The 15,934-nt window shown below is 58.2% G+C and carries 14 protein-coding genes and 2 pseudogenes; 6 read left to right on the plus strand and 10 right to left on the minus strand.

Going from position 1 to position 15,934, the window contains the following annotated elements:
• Nucleotides 1–630, minus strand: a 630-nt coding sequence (locus tag FNJ47_RS25735) for an SDR family NAD(P)-dependent oxidoreductase (RefSeq protein WP_236000097.1), incomplete at its 3' end; no start/stop codon positions are given.
• Between the two features lie 95 nt (nt 631–725).
• On the opposite strand from FNJ47_RS25735, the gene FNJ47_RS25740 reads away from it, so the two are divergent.
• From FNJ47_RS25740 to FNJ47_RS25750, 3 genes are all read left to right on the plus strand, one after another.
• Entirely contained in the window at nt 726–1,619 is an 894-nt protein-coding gene (locus tag FNJ47_RS25740; RefSeq protein WP_175068418.1) for a LysR family transcriptional regulator, read from the plus strand.
• A 561-nt stretch (nt 1,620–2,180) separates the two neighbouring features.
• Nucleotides 2,181–3,098 (plus strand): MBL fold metallo-hydrolase, encoded by a 918-nt coding sequence (locus FNJ47_RS25745; RefSeq protein WP_163158128.1) that lies wholly within the window; start codon nt 2,181–2,183, stop codon nt 3,096–3,098.
• A 166-nt stretch (nt 3,099–3,264) separates the two neighbouring features.
• A complete protein-coding gene (locus tag FNJ47_RS25750; RefSeq protein WP_163158130.1) occupies nt 3,265–4,017 on the plus strand; it encodes an SDR family oxidoreductase in 753 nt (250 codons plus the stop codon).
• 136 nt (nt 4,018–4,153) lie between these two features.
• On the opposite strand, the gene FNJ47_RS25755 is transcribed toward FNJ47_RS25750, so the two are convergent.
• Nucleotides 4,154–5,875, minus strand: coding sequence for a carboxylesterase/lipase family protein (locus tag FNJ47_RS25755; RefSeq protein ID WP_163158132.1), 1,722 nt, complete (start codon nt 5,873–5,875; stop codon nt 4,154–4,156).
• A 743-nt stretch (nt 5,876–6,618) separates the two neighbouring features.
• Between FNJ47_RS25755 and FNJ47_RS25760 the strand changes: the two genes are divergently transcribed.
• Nucleotides 6,619–7,410, plus strand: a complete 792-nt coding sequence (locus tag FNJ47_RS25760) for an SDR family oxidoreductase (protein WP_163158134.1) — start codon at nt 6,619–6,621, stop codon at nt 7,408–7,410.
• 436 nt (nt 7,411–7,846) lie between these two features.
• On the opposite strand, the gene ku is transcribed toward FNJ47_RS25760, so the two are convergent.
• Nucleotides 7,847–8,776: a non-homologous end joining protein Ku gene (ku, locus tag FNJ47_RS25765; protein WP_163158168.1), complete on the minus strand. Its 930-nt coding sequence runs from the start codon at nt 8,774–8,776 to the stop codon at nt 7,847–7,849.
• Nucleotides 8,777–8,899: 123 nt separating this feature from the next.
• Here ku and FNJ47_RS51540 point away from each other — a divergent pair, with 123 nt between their 5' ends.
• On the plus strand, nt 8,900–9,286 hold the full coding sequence (locus FNJ47_RS51540) for a hypothetical protein (protein WP_236000098.1): 387 nt from the start codon (nt 8,900–8,902) through the stop codon (nt 9,284–9,286).
• Here the strand turns inward: FNJ47_RS51540 and FNJ47_RS53975 are convergent.
• The 3 genes and pseudogenes from FNJ47_RS53975 to FNJ47_RS25780 all read right to left on the minus strand — a co-directional run.
• Nucleotides 9,278–9,904: pseudogene (locus FNJ47_RS53975) on the minus strand (SIR2 family protein); the annotation flags it as partial. The gene FNJ47_RS51540 and the pseudogene FNJ47_RS53975 overlap by 9 nt on opposite strands.
• Nucleotides 9,905–10,023: 119 nt before the next feature.
• Entirely contained in the window at nt 10,024–10,974 is a 951-nt protein-coding gene (locus FNJ47_RS25775; RefSeq protein ID WP_163158138.1) for a nucleotidyl transferase AbiEii/AbiGii toxin family protein, read from the minus strand.
• Entirely contained in the window at nt 10,964–11,602 is a 639-nt protein-coding gene (locus tag FNJ47_RS25780; protein WP_236000099.1) for a hypothetical protein, read from the minus strand. Before FNJ47_RS25780 ends, FNJ47_RS25775 begins: the two co-directional genes overlap by 11 nt.
• A gap of 186 nt (nt 11,603–11,788) precedes the next feature.
• On the opposite strand from FNJ47_RS25780, the gene FNJ47_RS25785 reads away from it, so the two are divergent.
• The gene (locus tag FNJ47_RS25785) at nt 11,789–12,460 is read left to right on the plus strand and encodes an SIR2 family protein (RefSeq protein ID WP_163158140.1); all 672 of its coding nucleotides are present in this window, start codon (nt 11,789–11,791) and stop codon (nt 12,458–12,460) included.
• A gap of 238 nt (nt 12,461–12,698) precedes the next feature.
• Here the strand turns inward: FNJ47_RS25785 and FNJ47_RS25790 are convergent.
• The 4 genes and pseudogenes from FNJ47_RS25790 to FNJ47_RS25805 all read right to left on the minus strand — a co-directional run.
• Nucleotides 12,699–13,043: pseudogene (locus tag FNJ47_RS25790) on the minus strand (non-homologous end joining protein Ku); the annotation flags it as partial.
• Nucleotides 13,044–13,467: 424 nt separating this feature from the next.
• Entirely contained in the window at nt 13,468–14,154 is a 687-nt protein-coding gene (locus tag FNJ47_RS25795; protein ID WP_163158142.1) for an ABC transporter ATP-binding protein, read from the minus strand.
• On the minus strand, nt 14,138–14,884 hold the full coding sequence (locus tag FNJ47_RS25800) for an ATP-binding cassette domain-containing protein (RefSeq protein WP_163158144.1): 747 nt from the start codon (nt 14,882–14,884) through the stop codon (nt 14,138–14,140). The genes FNJ47_RS25795 and FNJ47_RS25800 overlap by 17 nt, the downstream gene beginning before the upstream one ends.
• Nucleotides 14,881–15,933 (minus strand): branched-chain amino acid ABC transporter permease, encoded by a 1,053-nt coding sequence (locus tag FNJ47_RS25805; RefSeq protein WP_163158146.1) that lies wholly within the window; start codon nt 15,931–15,933, stop codon nt 14,881–14,883. Before FNJ47_RS25805 ends, FNJ47_RS25800 begins: the two co-directional genes overlap by 4 nt.
• Nucleotide 15,934 lies beyond the last annotated feature (1 nt).

Consider the following 15,934-nt stretch of genomic DNA (forward strand, 5'->3'; position numbering starts at 1 on the left):
TATCGCTTCTCCGATACGCCCATGGCATGCCCGCATCTGGTTTTCAGGGATCCCCATGTTGAGAATCCGCGGCGTGTTGCCGGGTCCAGGACTCAGCACGTTGACACGAATGCCTCGGCTGCTGAATTCCAAAGCCCAGCTTCTTGCAAACGCTTCAATCGCCGCTTTGCTGCCAGCATAAACCGCATGACCTTCGAGCACCTTATTGCTGGCGATCGAACTGGTCAGAATGATCGATCCACCGTGGCGGAGCAGCGGCGCGACCTTCTGCACACCGAAGAAAGCACCACGTACATTGATCGCAAGCTGCGTATCGAACTCATCCACACTGACCTGACTCGAAGGCTTGATAGCAATGACGCCAGCATTGGCAAAATAGATATCCAACTTGCCAAATCGCCGTCGAATGTCCTCAGCAATTTGATCGTGATGCGCCAGGTTCGAGACATCTCCTTGGATCGCAATGGCCCCATCTCCGACCTCTGCAACGGCCGCATCCAAAGCGGACTGCGTTCGCGCGGTGATAATCACCCGAGCGCCGTTTGCCGCGAACAGCTTTGCCGCGGCTAGCCCGATGCCGCTCGCTCCGCCGGTGATCAGAGCTGTTTTGTCCCGAAGAACATTCATCATGTGACCTCACTTGAATGACTTCACTGGAGATAGATTTCGACAGATCAGAACAAAAGATTGTAAGCAGGCACATGATTTGTGCCGGAATGTCCTGAATGACAATCGTTGCAGACAAAATGGGACGACTGGAGGCATTCATCGCCGCGGTCGAGACAGGTTCCTTCAGCGCCGCTTCGGAGCGACTAGGCACAACGCCTTCCGCGATTTCAAAGAGCGTCGCTCGACTTGAACAGCGGCTCGGCTCAAAACTATTCCGGCGCTCGACACGAGCTCTCAGCTTAACAGTCGAAGGCACAGCCTACTACGAACGCGCGGCGCCACTTCTTCGTGGCCTGTACGATGCTGAAGACGCTGTGCGGTCTGCGACCACGGGGCGACGTAAGTTGCGGATCACAATGCCAAATGAACTCGGCCGCCTGTTAATGAATGGCTTGACCGACCGGTTTCTTCCGAACCATCCCGAGGTGCAACTGGACATAGGAATGACCGATCGCTCTGTTGACATCATCCGCGAAGGGTACGATTTGGCTTTGCGTGCGGGGAAGCTCGCCGACAGCGATCTCACGGTGCGGACGCTTGGAGAACTGCCGATGACGCTGGTTGCATCGCCAGCGTACCTAGAGCGGAAAGGACGCCCGCGCTCCATCGAGGAGCTCAGCCTGGCAACACATGTCCGCTACATGCGCGGCGGCCAGCCCTTCCCTATCCGGTTCATGGACGGTGCAATGGTTTCGCCTCAAGGCCATCTCGATCTCGACAGCGGCTTCGCATTGCGGATCGCGGCACTCAATGGCGTCGGCATAGCGCACCTCCTGCGCTGCACCATTGAAGCAGATATCAGATCTAAGCAGCTCGAGGTCGTCCTGCCACAGCGACAGCTCGAGCACGTACCGCTGCACTTACTCCACGCTTTCGGCCGCACGCCACCGCTCCGCGCGCGTCCGCTGATGGATTTTCTTACAGCCGAGATCGCAACATACATTGTCTGAAGGGCCGCGATTGACGACGGGCTCGTGGAAAGCGCATTGCAACTGCCCTGAAGGATTCGGCGTTTTGGGGAAGCTTGCCGCTAGGTAGGCTGTGACTACGGAGGTGATGCCTTGACCGTGGTCGGGCCCCGTGAGCTATCGCCTCCGCGCGTCAGAGCGAGACGAGCTCTCCATCACAAAAGCATTACAAGGTGGTTAGCTACGGTTCCGCGACAGGTCGGTTTCCGGATTCCGTCTTTATTGGTCCTATACGATCGTATAGCACGCCCTATCCCTCGACCCCAATCGACCGCAAGGTTGCGTGAACCTAGCGTTGGCCACGCCGTATGTAAGGCGGAGGCGAATTCGTTGGCAGCAATCGCTCTACAGCAACGGCAATCGCTCTGGGGCGCTCGCCAGTCAAGTTCGATAGTTGATCACCGTGACGCAGCAGCAACGAGCGTGTCACGGATCCTTGAATACCTCGTCAGCTTAGGTCGCAATTCTCGTGTGGGAAAGATCGGATGCGGGGTGTTCTCAAAGACGAAGCAGACCGTCCGCAATACTCAGCAGGAGACAAACATGAACGTTCATAACGCTTCCCACCCCGTTGAATCTAAGTCCGAAGAACTCGTTCCGTCGCGCTATGCGCTGCGGATCGGCGAGATTGACGTGCTTGTGGTCAGCGACGGTGTGCTGCCGCTTCCAACAAAGATGTTGGCCCACAACGCCGACCCGACCGTGCGGGCAGCCTGGCTGAACAACATGTTCCTGCCGCCGGACGCGTTCGACTGGGCGCTGAACGTGGTTCTGGTTCGTAGCGGCGGCCAAACCGTGCTGATCGACGCTGGGCTGGGATCGGATCCGGACCTGCACCTGCCGCGCGCCGGACAGACCGTCAAGCGGTTGGAAGCCGCCGGCATCGACCTTTCGTCCGTGACCGACGTGGTGCTGACCCACATGCATATGGACCACGTCGGAGGGCTCCTCGTCGAGGGCGTGAAGGAGAAGCTGCGGCCGGACCTGCGGATTCACGTGGCTGCCGCCGAGGTCAAATTCTGGGAGTCGCCCGATTTCTCCCACACCGCCATGCCACAAGGGTTCCCGGACGCGCTGCGGGCGACCGCCAAGCGGTTCGCGCAGGAGTACCGCAACAATCTGCGAACGTTCGATGAGGAGCATGAGGTGGCGCCGGGCGTCGTCGTCCGTCGCACCGGCGGGCACACCCCCGGCCACAGCGTGGTCCGCCTGGCGTCCGGCAAAGATGCACTGACGTTCGCCGGCGACGCGGTGTTCGCCGTTGGGTTCGACCAACCCGAATGGCACAACGGCTTCGAGCATGATCCGGAGGAGGCGGCACGCGTCCGTGTCCGTCTTTTGCGGGAGCTGGCTGAGAGCGGCGAGATGCTCGTGGCAACTCATATGCCGTTCCCATCCGTGGGTCACGTGGCGATCGCCGGCGACGCCTTCCGTTGGGTGCCAGCGTTCTGGGACTACTGACGCCTTGTCGAATTAAGGACAAGCTAGGGCGCGTTGTCTTCAAGATCGCGCCCTAGCTTGGATGACACGCTCAACGACCTCGCAACGTCGTCCCAAAACCGACGTTGCCATCACCCTCGGCACGCACCAAAAACATGCGCCGATAGCGGCGCAATGGGGACATCAAATGAAAATCGTCATTATTGGTGGAACCGGCCTGATCGGTTCTAAAACCGCCGACCGTCTGCGTAAGCAGGGCCATGAGGTAATCGCTGGCGCACCTAGCACTGGCGTGAACACCATAACCGGCGAAGGTCTCGCAGAGACGCTCAAAGGAGCCGAGGTAGTCATCGACCTCGCCAATTCCCCCTCCTTCGAGGACAAGGCCGTACTCGAATTCTTCCAGATTTCTGGCCGTAATCTGACTGCCGCGGAAAAGACCGCCGGCGTCAAACACCATGTTGCGCTTTCCATCATTGGGACGGATCGATTACCGGACAGTGGTTATCTGCGCGCGAAAGTCGTCCAGGAGATGATCGTCAGGGAATCTGGCGTCCCTTATACGATAGTGCGCTCCACCCAGTTCTTTGAATTTCTCGGTGGAATCGCCCAGGAGGGCACGATCGGCGATACAGCGCGCTTGTCTACAGGCTTTCTTCAGCCAATCGCCTCCGATGACGTCGCGGATTTCGTGACGGACGCAGCCCTCTCCGCCCCAGTCAACGGCATCATCGAAATCTCCGGCCCCGACCGCATGCGTCTCTGCGATTTCGCCGCCCGCTACCTCAAGGCGATCGGCGATACGCGCACCGTGGTTGGAGATCCAGACGCGCGTTACTTCGGAACCAAGCTCCAGGATGGCTCACTCGTTGCCGATAACAATCCTCGCATTGGGCGCATTGGCTTCGATCAGTGGTTCGCCACCTCCGTCAGAAGGTAACCGGCGCCTGCCATTGTTCGGAAACGCTCAACAGCACACGCAGCTTTCCTCGTCCAACGACGTCGAGCTTACCGGTGCCTACCTCCCAAAAGCTGACCCCGTCGCCTACGCGACGGGGTCGCAATAAAGATAGCTCTCAATGGTTGTCAGCGCGCCGGTCGTGGTCCTCGTTTGGCGGTAAAGTGCGTCCCGTCAGCGTGTCCCAAAAATCGCACTGGTGCACCTTCGCGAAGTTCGTTTCCGATGTCGGGCTCGGCTCGGCCAGCGACAACATCGCCTCGTGGTCGCGATGGAAGCGCGGCCAGACCGGTTGACCGTGCCCGTTGGGGTTGCCACTCGTGGCAAACTCTGTCCAGTAGCCGACCATACGATCCGACAGCTTCTGTTGGTTCACGTCGAGTGGCACCTGCGGGAGATTCAACCCGAATCCCGACGGATTGGGGAACTGGAAGAGATATTGCAACTCTGCGGCGTGTGTTGCGCCGTACGAGAAAGCTACCGGAGGAAGGAAACTCTGCGGCGCCTTCTCGTCGTTGAACTCATACGCAAAGGTCGGAACAAACGGCGACGCAAGTTCGTCTGCGAACCGCGCCGGACAGGCGAAAACAGCGTCCGTTCCCACTGCGCCGACTCCGAGATCGAAGCTCGGAAACTGGGCCGGAACCTGATAGTGGGTCGCGACGAGCGGCGCAGCCGCAGGATTGCTGATGGTTCCACCAATCGCTGCTGCGTAGGTCGAAGAGGTGACCGGGCCGGCGGAGAGATCGAAGTCAAGCGCGACGAAAATATTTCCCTCGTCATGATTGGATCCGTTCATCAGTGGCATGCGGTTGAACTGCCCCGAAGCAAGTGCAGCCCAGAACGACTGCGTCAGAATCTTGCCATCCACGTTAGGTACCGGCCCGAACCCAACATATAACAGAGCCTGGTTCGCTAGAATTGTTGAAACTGTTTGGTTGCGCAGGCACGCAAGGACGCCCGCCGGATTCGCCTGATTGCATCCGACAGCGTTCGCGAACTTGCTTCCGGTTGCCTCTGCTTGTGCCAGCGTCGGCTGCGACGCCATATAGCCGCCGCTCTCAACAATGGCTCGATGAAACAACCCACGGGCCTTAGGTGAGGCCATGTTGATAAGCGTACTCGCCCCACCAGCGGATTCCCCGAACAACGTCACCTTCTCCGGGTTGCCGCCAAAAGCTCTGATGTTCCGTCGTACCCACTTCAACGCAGCCTGCTGGTCCTCGATCCCGTAGTTGCCCGATGTCCGATCGGAGGATTCACCAGTCAATGCCGAATGGGCGAGGAATCCGAGCGCCCCAAGGCGGTAATTGATAATCGCCACGACGACGCCGCGCTGCACGAGCTTGATCGGATTAAACTCATTGCTCTCGCTGAATACAAGCGAGCCACCATGGATCCAGACCATTACTGGGTGCGTGCCGCCGCCGTCAGAATCCCGTTCGCTGCCGTTAGGGGTAAAGACGTTAAGGAAGAGGCAGTCCTCGGTCAGCGACGCGTTACCGGCGATTGTAGCGGTCTGCGGGCAGTGGTTACCGAACTGAGTCGCGTCCTGCGTCGCGACCGACGGCAACACCGGTTGTGGCGCCTTCCAACGTAAATTTCCAATGACCGGCTGAGCGTACCTCATGCCGAGGAATTCCCGCATCGTGCCCGTCGTGTCTATTTTGCCCTGGAAAGCGCCATCTGGCGCATCTACCCAAGTTGGTGAGGCGAGAGCCGGCACACTGCTAGCAACGAATCCGAACGATAACGCGAAATAGAATGCTTTCCACAACGACGCTCGGGCTCTCGCTGATCCCTGCAATCGTTCAACGGAACGGGACATCTCATCGAGCATGACATTTCCTCCAGGCAGTTTTTTGGGTCGAACGAATTAGTGCAGTGGCGCGACCGGACCGCCCCACGAGAACGCCGCGTTGGTTTACGAGAGCCGCGTTTTGGCGCTAAAGATAGGCCGAAGAAGCACAAACATTCGTGGCCATTGACGAAGCAATCACGACCAGTTTTACGAAGTGGCGATAATATAGGTCGCAGAGTACCAGCGTCTTTCCCAAAGGCGGCACCCTTTGTTCATTCCGTTCCCAAACCGCTTGGGCGGCACTGAAGTTGCGTATTGATGCGCGATTTTGACAAGTCGCTCAAACCTCACTCAGCCTACTAGCAACCGTGCGATGGCTGAAGACAATCGTGCTCGGCTATCGGCGAACAGCCGACACCTCTTTCTTTCGCGTAACCGTCGAGCTCCTTTGTGTCCCTGGACAGGTGTGCCTTGAGCTCAAACGAGCGACCGATCAGCCGTCACGCTCCCGACGTCTCACCCGGACCATATATGATGGTTCAATATCTCCAGAATCCCCATCGGCTTCCCGCTTCCATGAGTCGTTCCCTTCATCTAGAGCACGTGGCGGCGTGGACAAAGGCCCCACAGAGCCGTCTAGAAATGGAGGCGACCTGCTTGCTGCTAGGAAATCGCGAGAGCCGCTTTAATAGAATCAGACAAAAATAGTGACTCTGGAAAAGACGCCGACAGTCGACGGCGACAAAATGGCGCCGACTGTAATGTAACATGGGCATGGGGCGATGGATCTAAGGCTCGCAGGCGCTATAGCTGTAGTAACTGGCGGATCCTCGGGTATTGGGCTGGCTACCGCCAAACTTCTTGTTGCCGAGGGCGCGAGAGTTGCGATCTGTGGACGCGATCCTGATCGACTTATCTCTGCAGCAGAGCACCTCTCGACGGGCACAGCGGATAACCTCTTGGTGGAACGCTGTGATGTTTTGAATGCTTCCGCGGTAAATGGTTTCGCCAAGAAAGTTCTGAGCTGGAGCAACGGTCGACTTGACCTGCTTGTAAATAACGCTGGCCAGGGACGGATCTCGACCTTTTCAGATACGAGCGACGATCAGTGGCGCGAAGAGTTGGAATTGAAGTTCTTTAGTCAGATCAATCCAATTCGGTCGTTTAGACCCTTACTAGAAGTCAGCGACCACGCCGCCATCGTTTCAGTCAATGCGCTTTTTTCCGTCGAGCCCGAACCAGAGATGGTTTGCACATCCGCCGCCCGTGCCGGCGTGCAGAACTTGATGAAATCCTTGGCCACTGAATTTGCGCCGCGCATTCGCGTGAATTCCGTCCTGCTGGGGACAATCTTTACTGAGCAGCGGCGCCGCCGCTTCGAGGCGCAAGCAAACACGGGCCAGACCATTGACGAATGGATTAATTCGCAAGCCCGGAACAAGAACATTCCGCTGGGAAGGTTTGGGAATCCTGACGAGGTTGCACGGGCAATCGCATTTCTGGCGTCTCCCGCGGCAAGTTACATCACCGGCGCAAGCCTTGAGATATCTGGGGGTACATCGCGGCACATTTAGCGGGAGAGAAAGGGCAGACGAGCCGCCCAAGGCCTTCGTACGGGCGAATCAGAAACACGTGGCAAAAGGCCTTGTCGAGAAGCTCAACTCTCTTCCGACGATCTGTCATCCCGACATCGCCGCGCTCGGCGATCCCGCTGCGGTCACCAAACAATGGGCGGCAGAATTGCGCCTAAGCCCCCAACGAGCAGTTACAGCAATTTGACTATCTACCAGACTTCCGACGACGCACGGAAGCCGCGGGGGCGGGATGAGCCGATCCCTACAGACCTCCTTGCGCGCGCCGCCGCTAGCGAGGATACAATCGAAGCCTAGGAAATCGTCGGATTATTCCCGAATAGCGGGGATCGCGCAGATGTCGCAATGACGGGCTTTTGACGAAGTCAAAAAGCGAGGACGCAACCGCGTGTTGACGATTGGGGTCCAGGGACCTGTCTCAAGCTGATTTCCGCTGCGGTTTCGCCGCCGGCTTCTTTGCCGCAACTTCCTTCGTCGGTTTCTTGCCGGCGATCGGCATGAGCATTTCCTTCTGACCGCTCGCAACCTTGCGTGGCTTCTTGGCCGGCTTAGAGACTTTTGCCGCCCTTTCGTCGCCAATGCTCTTGCGCAGCGCGCCCATCAAATCGACGACATTCTCGCTGCGAGGGCGCGCCTTCGTGGTGATGGGGTTGCCGGCGCGCTTCTGGTTGATGAGATCGATGAGGGCGGTTTCGTACTGGTCTTCGAACTTGTCTGGCTCGAAGCGACCTGCCTTCTGATTGACGATGTGCCTGGCCAGATCGAGCATATCCCTGGTCATCTTGACGTCCTGGATATCGTCGAAATATTCCTCCGCGGACCGAACTTCGTAGGAATAGCGCAGCAGCGTCCCCATCAGCCCCTTGTCGAGCGGCTCCAGCGCAATGATGTGCTCGCGATTGGTCAGCACCACGCGACCGATCGCGACCTTGTTCATTTCGCGGATGGTGTCGCGGATAACGGCGAAGGCGTCGTGCCCGACCTTGCCATCTGGAGTCAGACAGTAAGGGCGGATCAGATAGCGCGGATCAATCTCGCTTCGGTCGACGAACTCGTCGATCTCGATCGTTCGCGTCGATCCCAGCGCGACGTTCTCGATCTCCTCCTTCGTCACCTCGATGAATGTGTCGGTGTCGACCTTGTAGCCCTTGACGGTGTCCTCGTTGTCGACCTCCTCGCCGGTGTCGGCGTCGACCTTGGCGTACTTGATCCGGTGACCGGTCTTTCGGTTGAGCTGGTTGAACGAGACCTTTTCGGATTCCGAAGTGGCCGGATAGAGCGCTACCGGACAGGTGACGAGGGAAAGACGCAGGAAGCGCGGGGGGCCATCGCGGGGAACTCCATTAATGACGCCGGATTCAAGACGAACGGCCGGACTTGGTTCCGACACCGCGCCTCTCCAAAGGATGAATTTTTTCAGATGAGGCTCGGAGCGGACTCGACATTTGTTCTTGTTATGTTCTAATTCGGAATGACCGATCGACCCGCGAGCCGGCGCATGCCGACCCCAAAGCAGATGGAAAAACTGGCCGCTAAAGCTGCCCGTAGACCGGGCCCCTCCACAACTGCTCCGGATGCGCCGCTCCCGGCGGAATATTGGGAATCGGTCCTGAAAAACCCTCGCGCTGACGAGAGCGGAGCCGAGAAGCGGCAGCGACGTCTTTCCGAGATTCAACGCCATGTCCTGCGCATCTCATGCCGCCGCTGCGAGCGGACCGTGGAAATCCAGAAGGCCGATGCAGTCCGATTGTATGGCGGCAACGCGCTTTGGAAGGACGTGGCGCAGCGGTTGCTCGACAACCCAACCGGCCCATTGGAGGAAATTAGGATCATCGCCGGAGAATCCGACCAAGCATAGTTCGTTCTCGATAAATACCTGGCGGGCGAGATTTACAAAGGCCGCATGTTTCACGGGATACATCCGGTAATCCTCTTCCGCGAAGATAAGCGGACCGGGATCACCGATCGTTCCATGCAATTTCACGATGCGCGGCGATCGGGCGTGCGTAAGATCGGCTTCCGTTCGTACGACTTCGTACGAATGATCGCCCGTGTTTTCAGTGCGTTCGAGCAACGTGTCCCAATTGGTCGTGAGCACGTCGCTCCAGGGCAATCCCAGCAGAGCTCCATGCAACGGCCCGGGAGACCAGGACTTGTCCGGAAAGCGCGTGCGCAGAAAGTCGTCGAGACCGGCCTGACCAAAATAGGTTCGAAATTCTTCGGCAATGCGGAGAGGGTCCTTTGGTGCTCTCTTCATGTCGTGCGGATAAAGCCGTTCGACCATTTCCTCCATCAACTCCCACCAGAGCGGAGGCTCTAACGTATCGTTACCAGGTCGCTCGGCATTCTTGCTGAGCCCCGCACCAATCAGAATCGACGCGCCCCGAACCGAACCGTTGCGCCATAACGCACGTCCCAATTGCTGCAATGCGGGGTAATCCGGAAGATCGATAATGTTATAATTCAACTCAACCATGGAGACCCAAGATGTAAATTTGAACGCTCAGCTTTCATCCTCCGCTCACAGTGCGTTTGCAAGCATTTCCCAGCAGGAAATTGATCAACCTGAATAAGTCCGAAAGCGCTCGGTATCTGCTAAAGTTTATCGGCCCATTCGCTGATTTTGGCCAGAATCTCATCAAAGCTGGGCTTGCCCGCATAGTAGAGCGCACTGCTGCGCTTATAGGCGTCAGCGTATGTCGCTCGCGTCTTGGCGTCGTTCAGAAGGAAGGCTTCATTTTCCGCAATGTTCTGGTTGTCGCCGTGACGGAAACGCGCCTGCTTGTGGGCCTTGTAAGCGTCGGTGCCGATGAATTTCTGAACATCCGGCTGTTTCAGCAGCTCATGGACATCATAGTAGTGACGCATGAACTCGACCGGATCACTGCCATCGGCCTGTTGCTTGCGGAATTTCGTCGAGACGGTTTGCAGCTTTTCGACAAAGGTGTAGCCGGAGTCATAGCAAGGGACCGCCTTGGCCCGGTTGTCGATGACATCAACGTTGCTTGCAGCAGCCCGGTCGTACAGCCATGAACTGATGTCCTTTGGCGCGTTCGGTGCGACCGTGTCGAAGCCGACCTCCAGCAGGACGCCTTCGCGGAGGCCTGCCATGGCTTCGACGACCGTCGTGTAGTTCAGCTTGATCCCGGCGCTTCGATAGTTTGGGACATCGTCGAACTCGGTGTCGCACTCGACTTTCGCGATGCCATCAATCTTGATCGTCTGCGCCAGCCAGTCATAGAAGTCCTTGCGTGACTGGATATGGGCTTGCTTGTCATGGTTCTTGCCTGTCTTTACGTCCCGGTCTTTCGGCGGTTCGATCAGAATATCGATGTCCTCGGAGAACCGGTTGATGATCTGGTGGCCTTTTGAAAGCGAGGTGCCGCCCTTCAGTTGGAAAGTGTGGCCAAGCTGCTGAAGGCCGTAAAGGCAGTGCATGATCCAGTAGTCTTTTTCGACTAGGGCGGGATCAATGCCCTTCTCTTCCACCACAATCCGGATCAAATCCGCAAACTGCGGGTGATTGTGGAGGAAATCACGCGGCATGCAATTCACCCGTCCTCAGCGCGCGTTCGAAGAATTTCTTGGCACGCTCGCTTCCGTACTCGCGCACCGCGCGACGCAAGCGCTTCTGGTCGGATTCGGCGGCACGCTCCGCCACGCGCTTGAGGACCTCGTCCTTGGCCTCGGCGAGCTGATCGACGTTGTTGACAAGATCGACGAGCAGGAATTCCTTCGTCAGTGACTTGGGAAAGCGTGGCTTCACGCGAAAGGCGAATTTGCGGTTGCCAAGCTGAAACTCCCCGTGACGCTTGTGATTGTAGACAACCGTCTTGTCATAGAGCTGCGTCGTGCCCACGCCCAGGCTGTTGTAGGCGTTGGGTGACGCCAGCAGAAAGGTGTCGCCCTTCAGGAAAGCAGTCACGACATCCTTGTCGCTCGCTGGCGCCGGGCCGAACGCCGTTTCCTTCGGGTACGCATACAGGCCGCCCGAGAGCTTCTTGAGGGTGCCGCTCTCCACCAACTCCCTGACATGCCGATCGACAGACGTCGACCAGCGGGCCAGATCGGCACGCCGATAGGCTTGGCCCGGCTTAAGATGCCGCTTGAGCTCGGCGAGCTTGGTCATGACCAGCAATATAGGCCCAAAATGGCAAATTGCAAGGTTTTTCATTGAACATTCATGCAGGACATGGCCTATCTATCTGATATATATATTGGTTTTCATGGGTGTTTGCTCGTAGATGGTCAAGGCAGCTAACCGTGCTGACACATCGTGCCCGTATCAATCTAAAGCAGTAAGATGCCGCGATCCCGCTTCCGGCGTGAGTCGTTCGTGCCATTCTGATTTCAGGTTTTGATGAAGTTCATTGAGGCCAGCCCCGATATTCCGAATGAATTGATCCACGAGGTCAATGACGGCGAGGCCGTATTTCTCTGCGGCGCAGGTGTCTCGCGGGGCGCCAACTTGCCCTTGTTTCAGGAACTGACCGACAAGGTTTACGAGAAGATCGGCGAGTCTTTCGACAATGAGCCGGCGGAGCGCATAGCATACAAGCGCGCCGAATATGACCGGGTGCTGCGGTCTCTTGAGAAGCGTACGCTTCTCCCCGGCACGGATTCACGTGTCCGCGAAGCTGTCGCAGAGATACTGGCCCCGCCATCGGCTCCGGACCTATCGCGGCATATCTCCCTGCTGACCTTGTCGCGCGACAAGAATGGCCGTCCTCGGCTTCTTACTACCAACTTCGACACTCTCTTCGAGCGGGCAGCCGGCCAGGACGGCATCGAATGCCGTAGCCATGCCGGCAAGTCGTTGCCAAGGCCAGGTATCCTGCGTACGGCGCGCCTCAAGATGGACAGGGACGAGGCCAAGGTGAAGGCATGCCTGGACAAGATCTACTTCGGCGACGTCCATGATGACATCGATCGGATCCTGCGCGCCCATACGCCCACTGCGCAGTCGAACCGTGAATTCGCTTTGAACGCCCAACCCCTGAAGGTTTCAATATCGAGGATCAATCGCGCGTAGGGGCCGTGTAGATACCCTCGCTGCCGCCGTTCCTCGAGTACAGACGGCACAACGCCGTCCGCTCAGTATACAGCGGACGGTCATTGGCCTAGCCCCAGGAGGAAGTGCAAAATCCTGATCAGAATGGATTGGCACAAAGTGCACAGAGGAGCATACCCCAAACGGGCTATATCATCTCCGTAAGACTACGCTCGCTGGAGCCCGTTCCTTGGGGAATTACTCGGGAGCCTGGTCTCATCTACGCCGACTTCCGCTGCGGTTTGGCCACCGGCTTCTTCGCGGCAGCCTCCTTCGCGGGCTTCTTGCCTGCGATCGGCATCAGCATTTCCTTCTGCCCGGCCGCCGCCTTGCGCGGCTTCTTGCCTGACTTCTTCGGAACCTCTGTCGAAGCGGCCGCGTCTCTTCCAATGCTCTTGCGCAGCGCGTCCATCAGGTCGACGACATTCTCGCCGCGAGAGCGCGCTTTCGCGGTGATGGGCTTGCCCGCGCGCTTCTGGTTGATGAGATCGATCAGGGCGGTTTCGTACTGGTCTTCGAACTTATCCGGCTCGAAGTGGCCAGACCTCTGATTGACGATGTGCCTGTGCGACGAGCAACGTCAATGCGAACATCTGAGGGCGCTCGCGTACGAGAGCGCACGTTAGCGGCGGTTTGAATATTTCCCGACACCAAGGGCGACGAGGAAATTTTTGGCGAATGCGCCAGCCACAGTGAGACGTCGCGCCGAGGCTTGTCTGCCAATATCGGGAGCAAATTCCGCAAGCATTCGCCGCTGTTCACCAGCGTCTTATTCAACCATTATTCAACGAACGCGGCTGAAGGCTACCTAAGTGCCTGAGATTGCTGGCGCGCCATTCAGAATAAAGCTACGAACTCGTATATTATTGAAATATCTATATAATTTTCCAACTTCGCGTAAGGAGTCGGTCGCGTGCGATCATCCGCGGGCAGCCGTACGCCTTCTGCGTAGCCAGCGAAAAGCCCAAAATCTCGGTGTGTCCACGAGATCAGTGGAATGTGTCGTGGGCAAGCAACTCCGCTGCGGTCATTTCCCCTGCGATCGACCCCTTCTGCATGAGCAGAACACGCTTCGCCAGAACCGCGATGAACTCCCGCTTCTGCTCGACCACGATCATCGCCAGGCTTTTCTCACTGATCAACCTCCGCAAGGTCTCGGCGATCTCCTCGTTGATAGAGGGCTGGATGCCCTCCGTTGGTTCGTCGAGCATCATCAGCTTGGGACGCCCGCAAAGGCAGCGGGCGAGTGCGAGAAGCTGCTGTTCGCCGCCGGAGAGCAGTCCCCCGGTCCGTTTGAGCAGAGACTTCAGGCGCGGAAGCTGTTCGAGAACCTCCTCGATAACATGTCGCTCTCCTTCGCCGGAAAGTGCGGCACCCATTCTCAGGTTCTCAAGGACGGTCAGAGCGGGGAAGATTTGCCTTCCCTGCGGAACGAGCCCCAGTCCCTTCCTGGCCCTCACATGCGCTGCGACCGGCGTAACATCTTCGCTCATGAAGTTGATGGATCCCTGAGTCGCCGGGAGGTAGCCCAGTATCGTCTTCAGCAGAGTCGTCTTGCCCATGCCGTTGGGGCCCCAGAGACCGACGCACTCGCCCTCAGCAACGGACATGTCGACGTGATGCAGGATGGGGATCCGTCCGTAACCAGCCCCTACTCCGTTAAGCTCCAGTATCATGTTGCCGTCCTGTCTGCTTTCCAAGGTAGACCTCGCGAACCCGCTCATCCGCCAACACCGTATCGACGTCGCTCTCGACCAGGACCTCGCCACGGTTGAAGACCGTCACCGTCTTGGCTATGCGCTTGATAAACTCCATATCGTGCTCCACGACGATCATCGCCGACGTGCGGTTGATGCGCTTGATCAACTCGGCCGTCTTTTCCATGTCGTGGCCGGTCATGCCTGCCGCCGGCTCATCCAGCAGGATCAGCTTCGGACGCTGAGCGATCACGACTCCAAGCTCGACCCATTGCCGCAAGCCGTGGGAGAGCTTTGCCGTTTCGGTGTTGGCGTATTCGCCAAGCCCCACCTCGTCCATGATCACACTGTCTGCAATCCGATTTGCCGCTGCGCGACTGTGATTTCGTCGTGCAGAGAGCCAGATGTTCTCGCGCACGCTAAGGTTATCGAACAGGCTCGGGATCTGCGTCTTGATGCCCACGCCGAGTCTCGCGATCTGATGGGTCTGCAACCCTGCTATCGAACGGCCGTTGACCGCTACCGTTCCCGACGTCGGTGCATGCACCCCGGTGAGCAGCCGGAAGAACGTCGTCTTGCCGGCGCCATTGGGACCGATGAGACAACGCAGTTCGCCGTCGCGCAGCGAGAAGTTGACGTTGTTGACCGCTTGCAGTCCGCCAAAATGGACCGACAATTCGCGAGTCTCGACGAGCGGTGGGTTCATCATGCCCCGACCTCGCTCTTCGCCGGCGTCGCGCCGAGGGCCCCGGCCGTTGCGTCGAGCCGTTGAACGGGCCTGCGGCCGCGAGCAAGACGCGCGATCGTCGGAACCAGGCCCTGCGGCAGCAGCAGCACGACGATCACCAGGATGCCGCCCAGCACCAGATTGTTGTTGACGGTGCCGAAGCTGGCGAGCGAGCTGGTCAGCCACTGCATCAGGACGCAGCCGATCACCGGCCCGGCGAGCGTTCCCACCCCGCCGACGACCATCCAGATGATGATCTGCACCGACTGTCCGAGCGCGAAGACGGCCGGGCTGGTGAACCCACCCCAATTGGCAAACAGACAGCCGGCCAATCCGGCGATTGCGCCACCTATGACGAACGTGACGAGCTTGTACTTGCGCGCGTCGTACCCCAGCAATTCGGCACGAACCTCGTTCTCCTTGATCGCGATGACGACACGGCCAAAGTCGCTGCTGATGAGAAGCCGCAGACTGATATAGACCAGCGCCAGGATCGCGACGCTGAGGATGAACAGTTCGGTAGTCGACAGCGTCCAGTCGGGGAACCCGGGAACGTTGAGCTGGGGAATGGAGGGAATTCCATTGAAGCCGCCCAGCGCGACCTGACCGATCCTGTACTGCGGGCCGGATGTCGAGCTGGCGAGATCGAAGAAGATCAGCGTGACCGTCAGCGTGATGGCACCCAGGTAGACATCGCTGATGCGACCATAGAACAGGAAATAGCCGAGCGCGGCCGCAAACAGCGCGGGAATGACCATCGACAGAAGCAGCGCGATCGTCGTCTCGCCGAAATTCATCGCGCCGATGGCGTAGGTATAGGCGCCCAGACCAAAGAAAACGGCGTGTCCGAACGACAATATGCCGCCATAGCCCCAGATGAATGCGAGCGACAGCGCCAGCACGGACAGGATGGCGTAGATCGTCAATTGCAGGAGCGCATACTCATCGTAGATCACGGGAAGGACAATGATCGCCGACAGCGCGGCGATCACCGCAGCCGCAATGGGCCAGTAGTTTCTCGAACCATTCATC

It is taken from the genome of Bradyrhizobium uaiense (assembly GCF_010811875.1).
Classification (GTDB): domain Bacteria; phylum Pseudomonadota; class Alphaproteobacteria; order Rhizobiales; family Xanthobacteraceae; genus Bradyrhizobium; species Bradyrhizobium uaiense.

Coding starts and splice junctions, on each gene's coding strand:
- FNJ47_RS25750 (WP_163158130.1), top strand. CDS start 3,265: ATGAAAATCGTCATTATTGGTGGAACCGGCCTGATCGGTTCTAAAACC.
- FNJ47_RS25785 (WP_163158140.1), top strand. CDS start 11,789: ATGAAGTTCATTGAGGCCAGCCCCGATATTCCGAATGAATTGATCCAC.
- FNJ47_RS51540 (WP_236000098.1), top strand. CDS start 8,900: ATGACCGATCGACCCGCGAGCCGGCGCATGCCGACCCCAAAGCAGATG.
- FNJ47_RS25755 (WP_163158132.1), bottom strand. CDS start 5,875: ATGCTCGATGAGATGTCCCGTTCCGTTGAACGATTGCAGGGATCAGCG.
- FNJ47_RS25760 (WP_163158134.1), top strand. CDS start 6,619: ATGGATCTAAGGCTCGCAGGCGCTATAGCTGTAGTAACTGGCGGATCC.
- FNJ47_RS25780 (WP_236000099.1), bottom strand. CDS start 11,602: ATGAAAAACCTTGCAATTTGCCATTTTGGGCCTATATTGCTGGTCATG.
- FNJ47_RS25805 (WP_163158146.1), bottom strand. CDS start 15,933: ATGAATGGTTCGAGAAACTACTGGCCCATTGCGGCTGCGGTGATCGCC.
- FNJ47_RS25800 (WP_163158144.1), bottom strand. CDS start 14,884: ATGATGAACCCACCGCTCGTCGAGACTCGCGAATTGTCGGTCCATTTT.
- FNJ47_RS25795 (WP_163158142.1), bottom strand. CDS start 14,154: ATGATACTGGAGCTTAACGGAGTAGGGGCTGGTTACGGACGGATCCCC.
- FNJ47_RS25740 (WP_175068418.1), top strand. CDS start 726: ATGACAATCGTTGCAGACAAAATGGGACGACTGGAGGCATTCATCGCC.
- FNJ47_RS25745 (WP_163158128.1), top strand. CDS start 2,181: ATGAACGTTCATAACGCTTCCCACCCCGTTGAATCTAAGTCCGAAGAA.
- FNJ47_RS25775 (WP_163158138.1), bottom strand. CDS start 10,974: ATGCCGCGTGATTTCCTCCACAATCACCCGCAGTTTGCGGATTTGATC.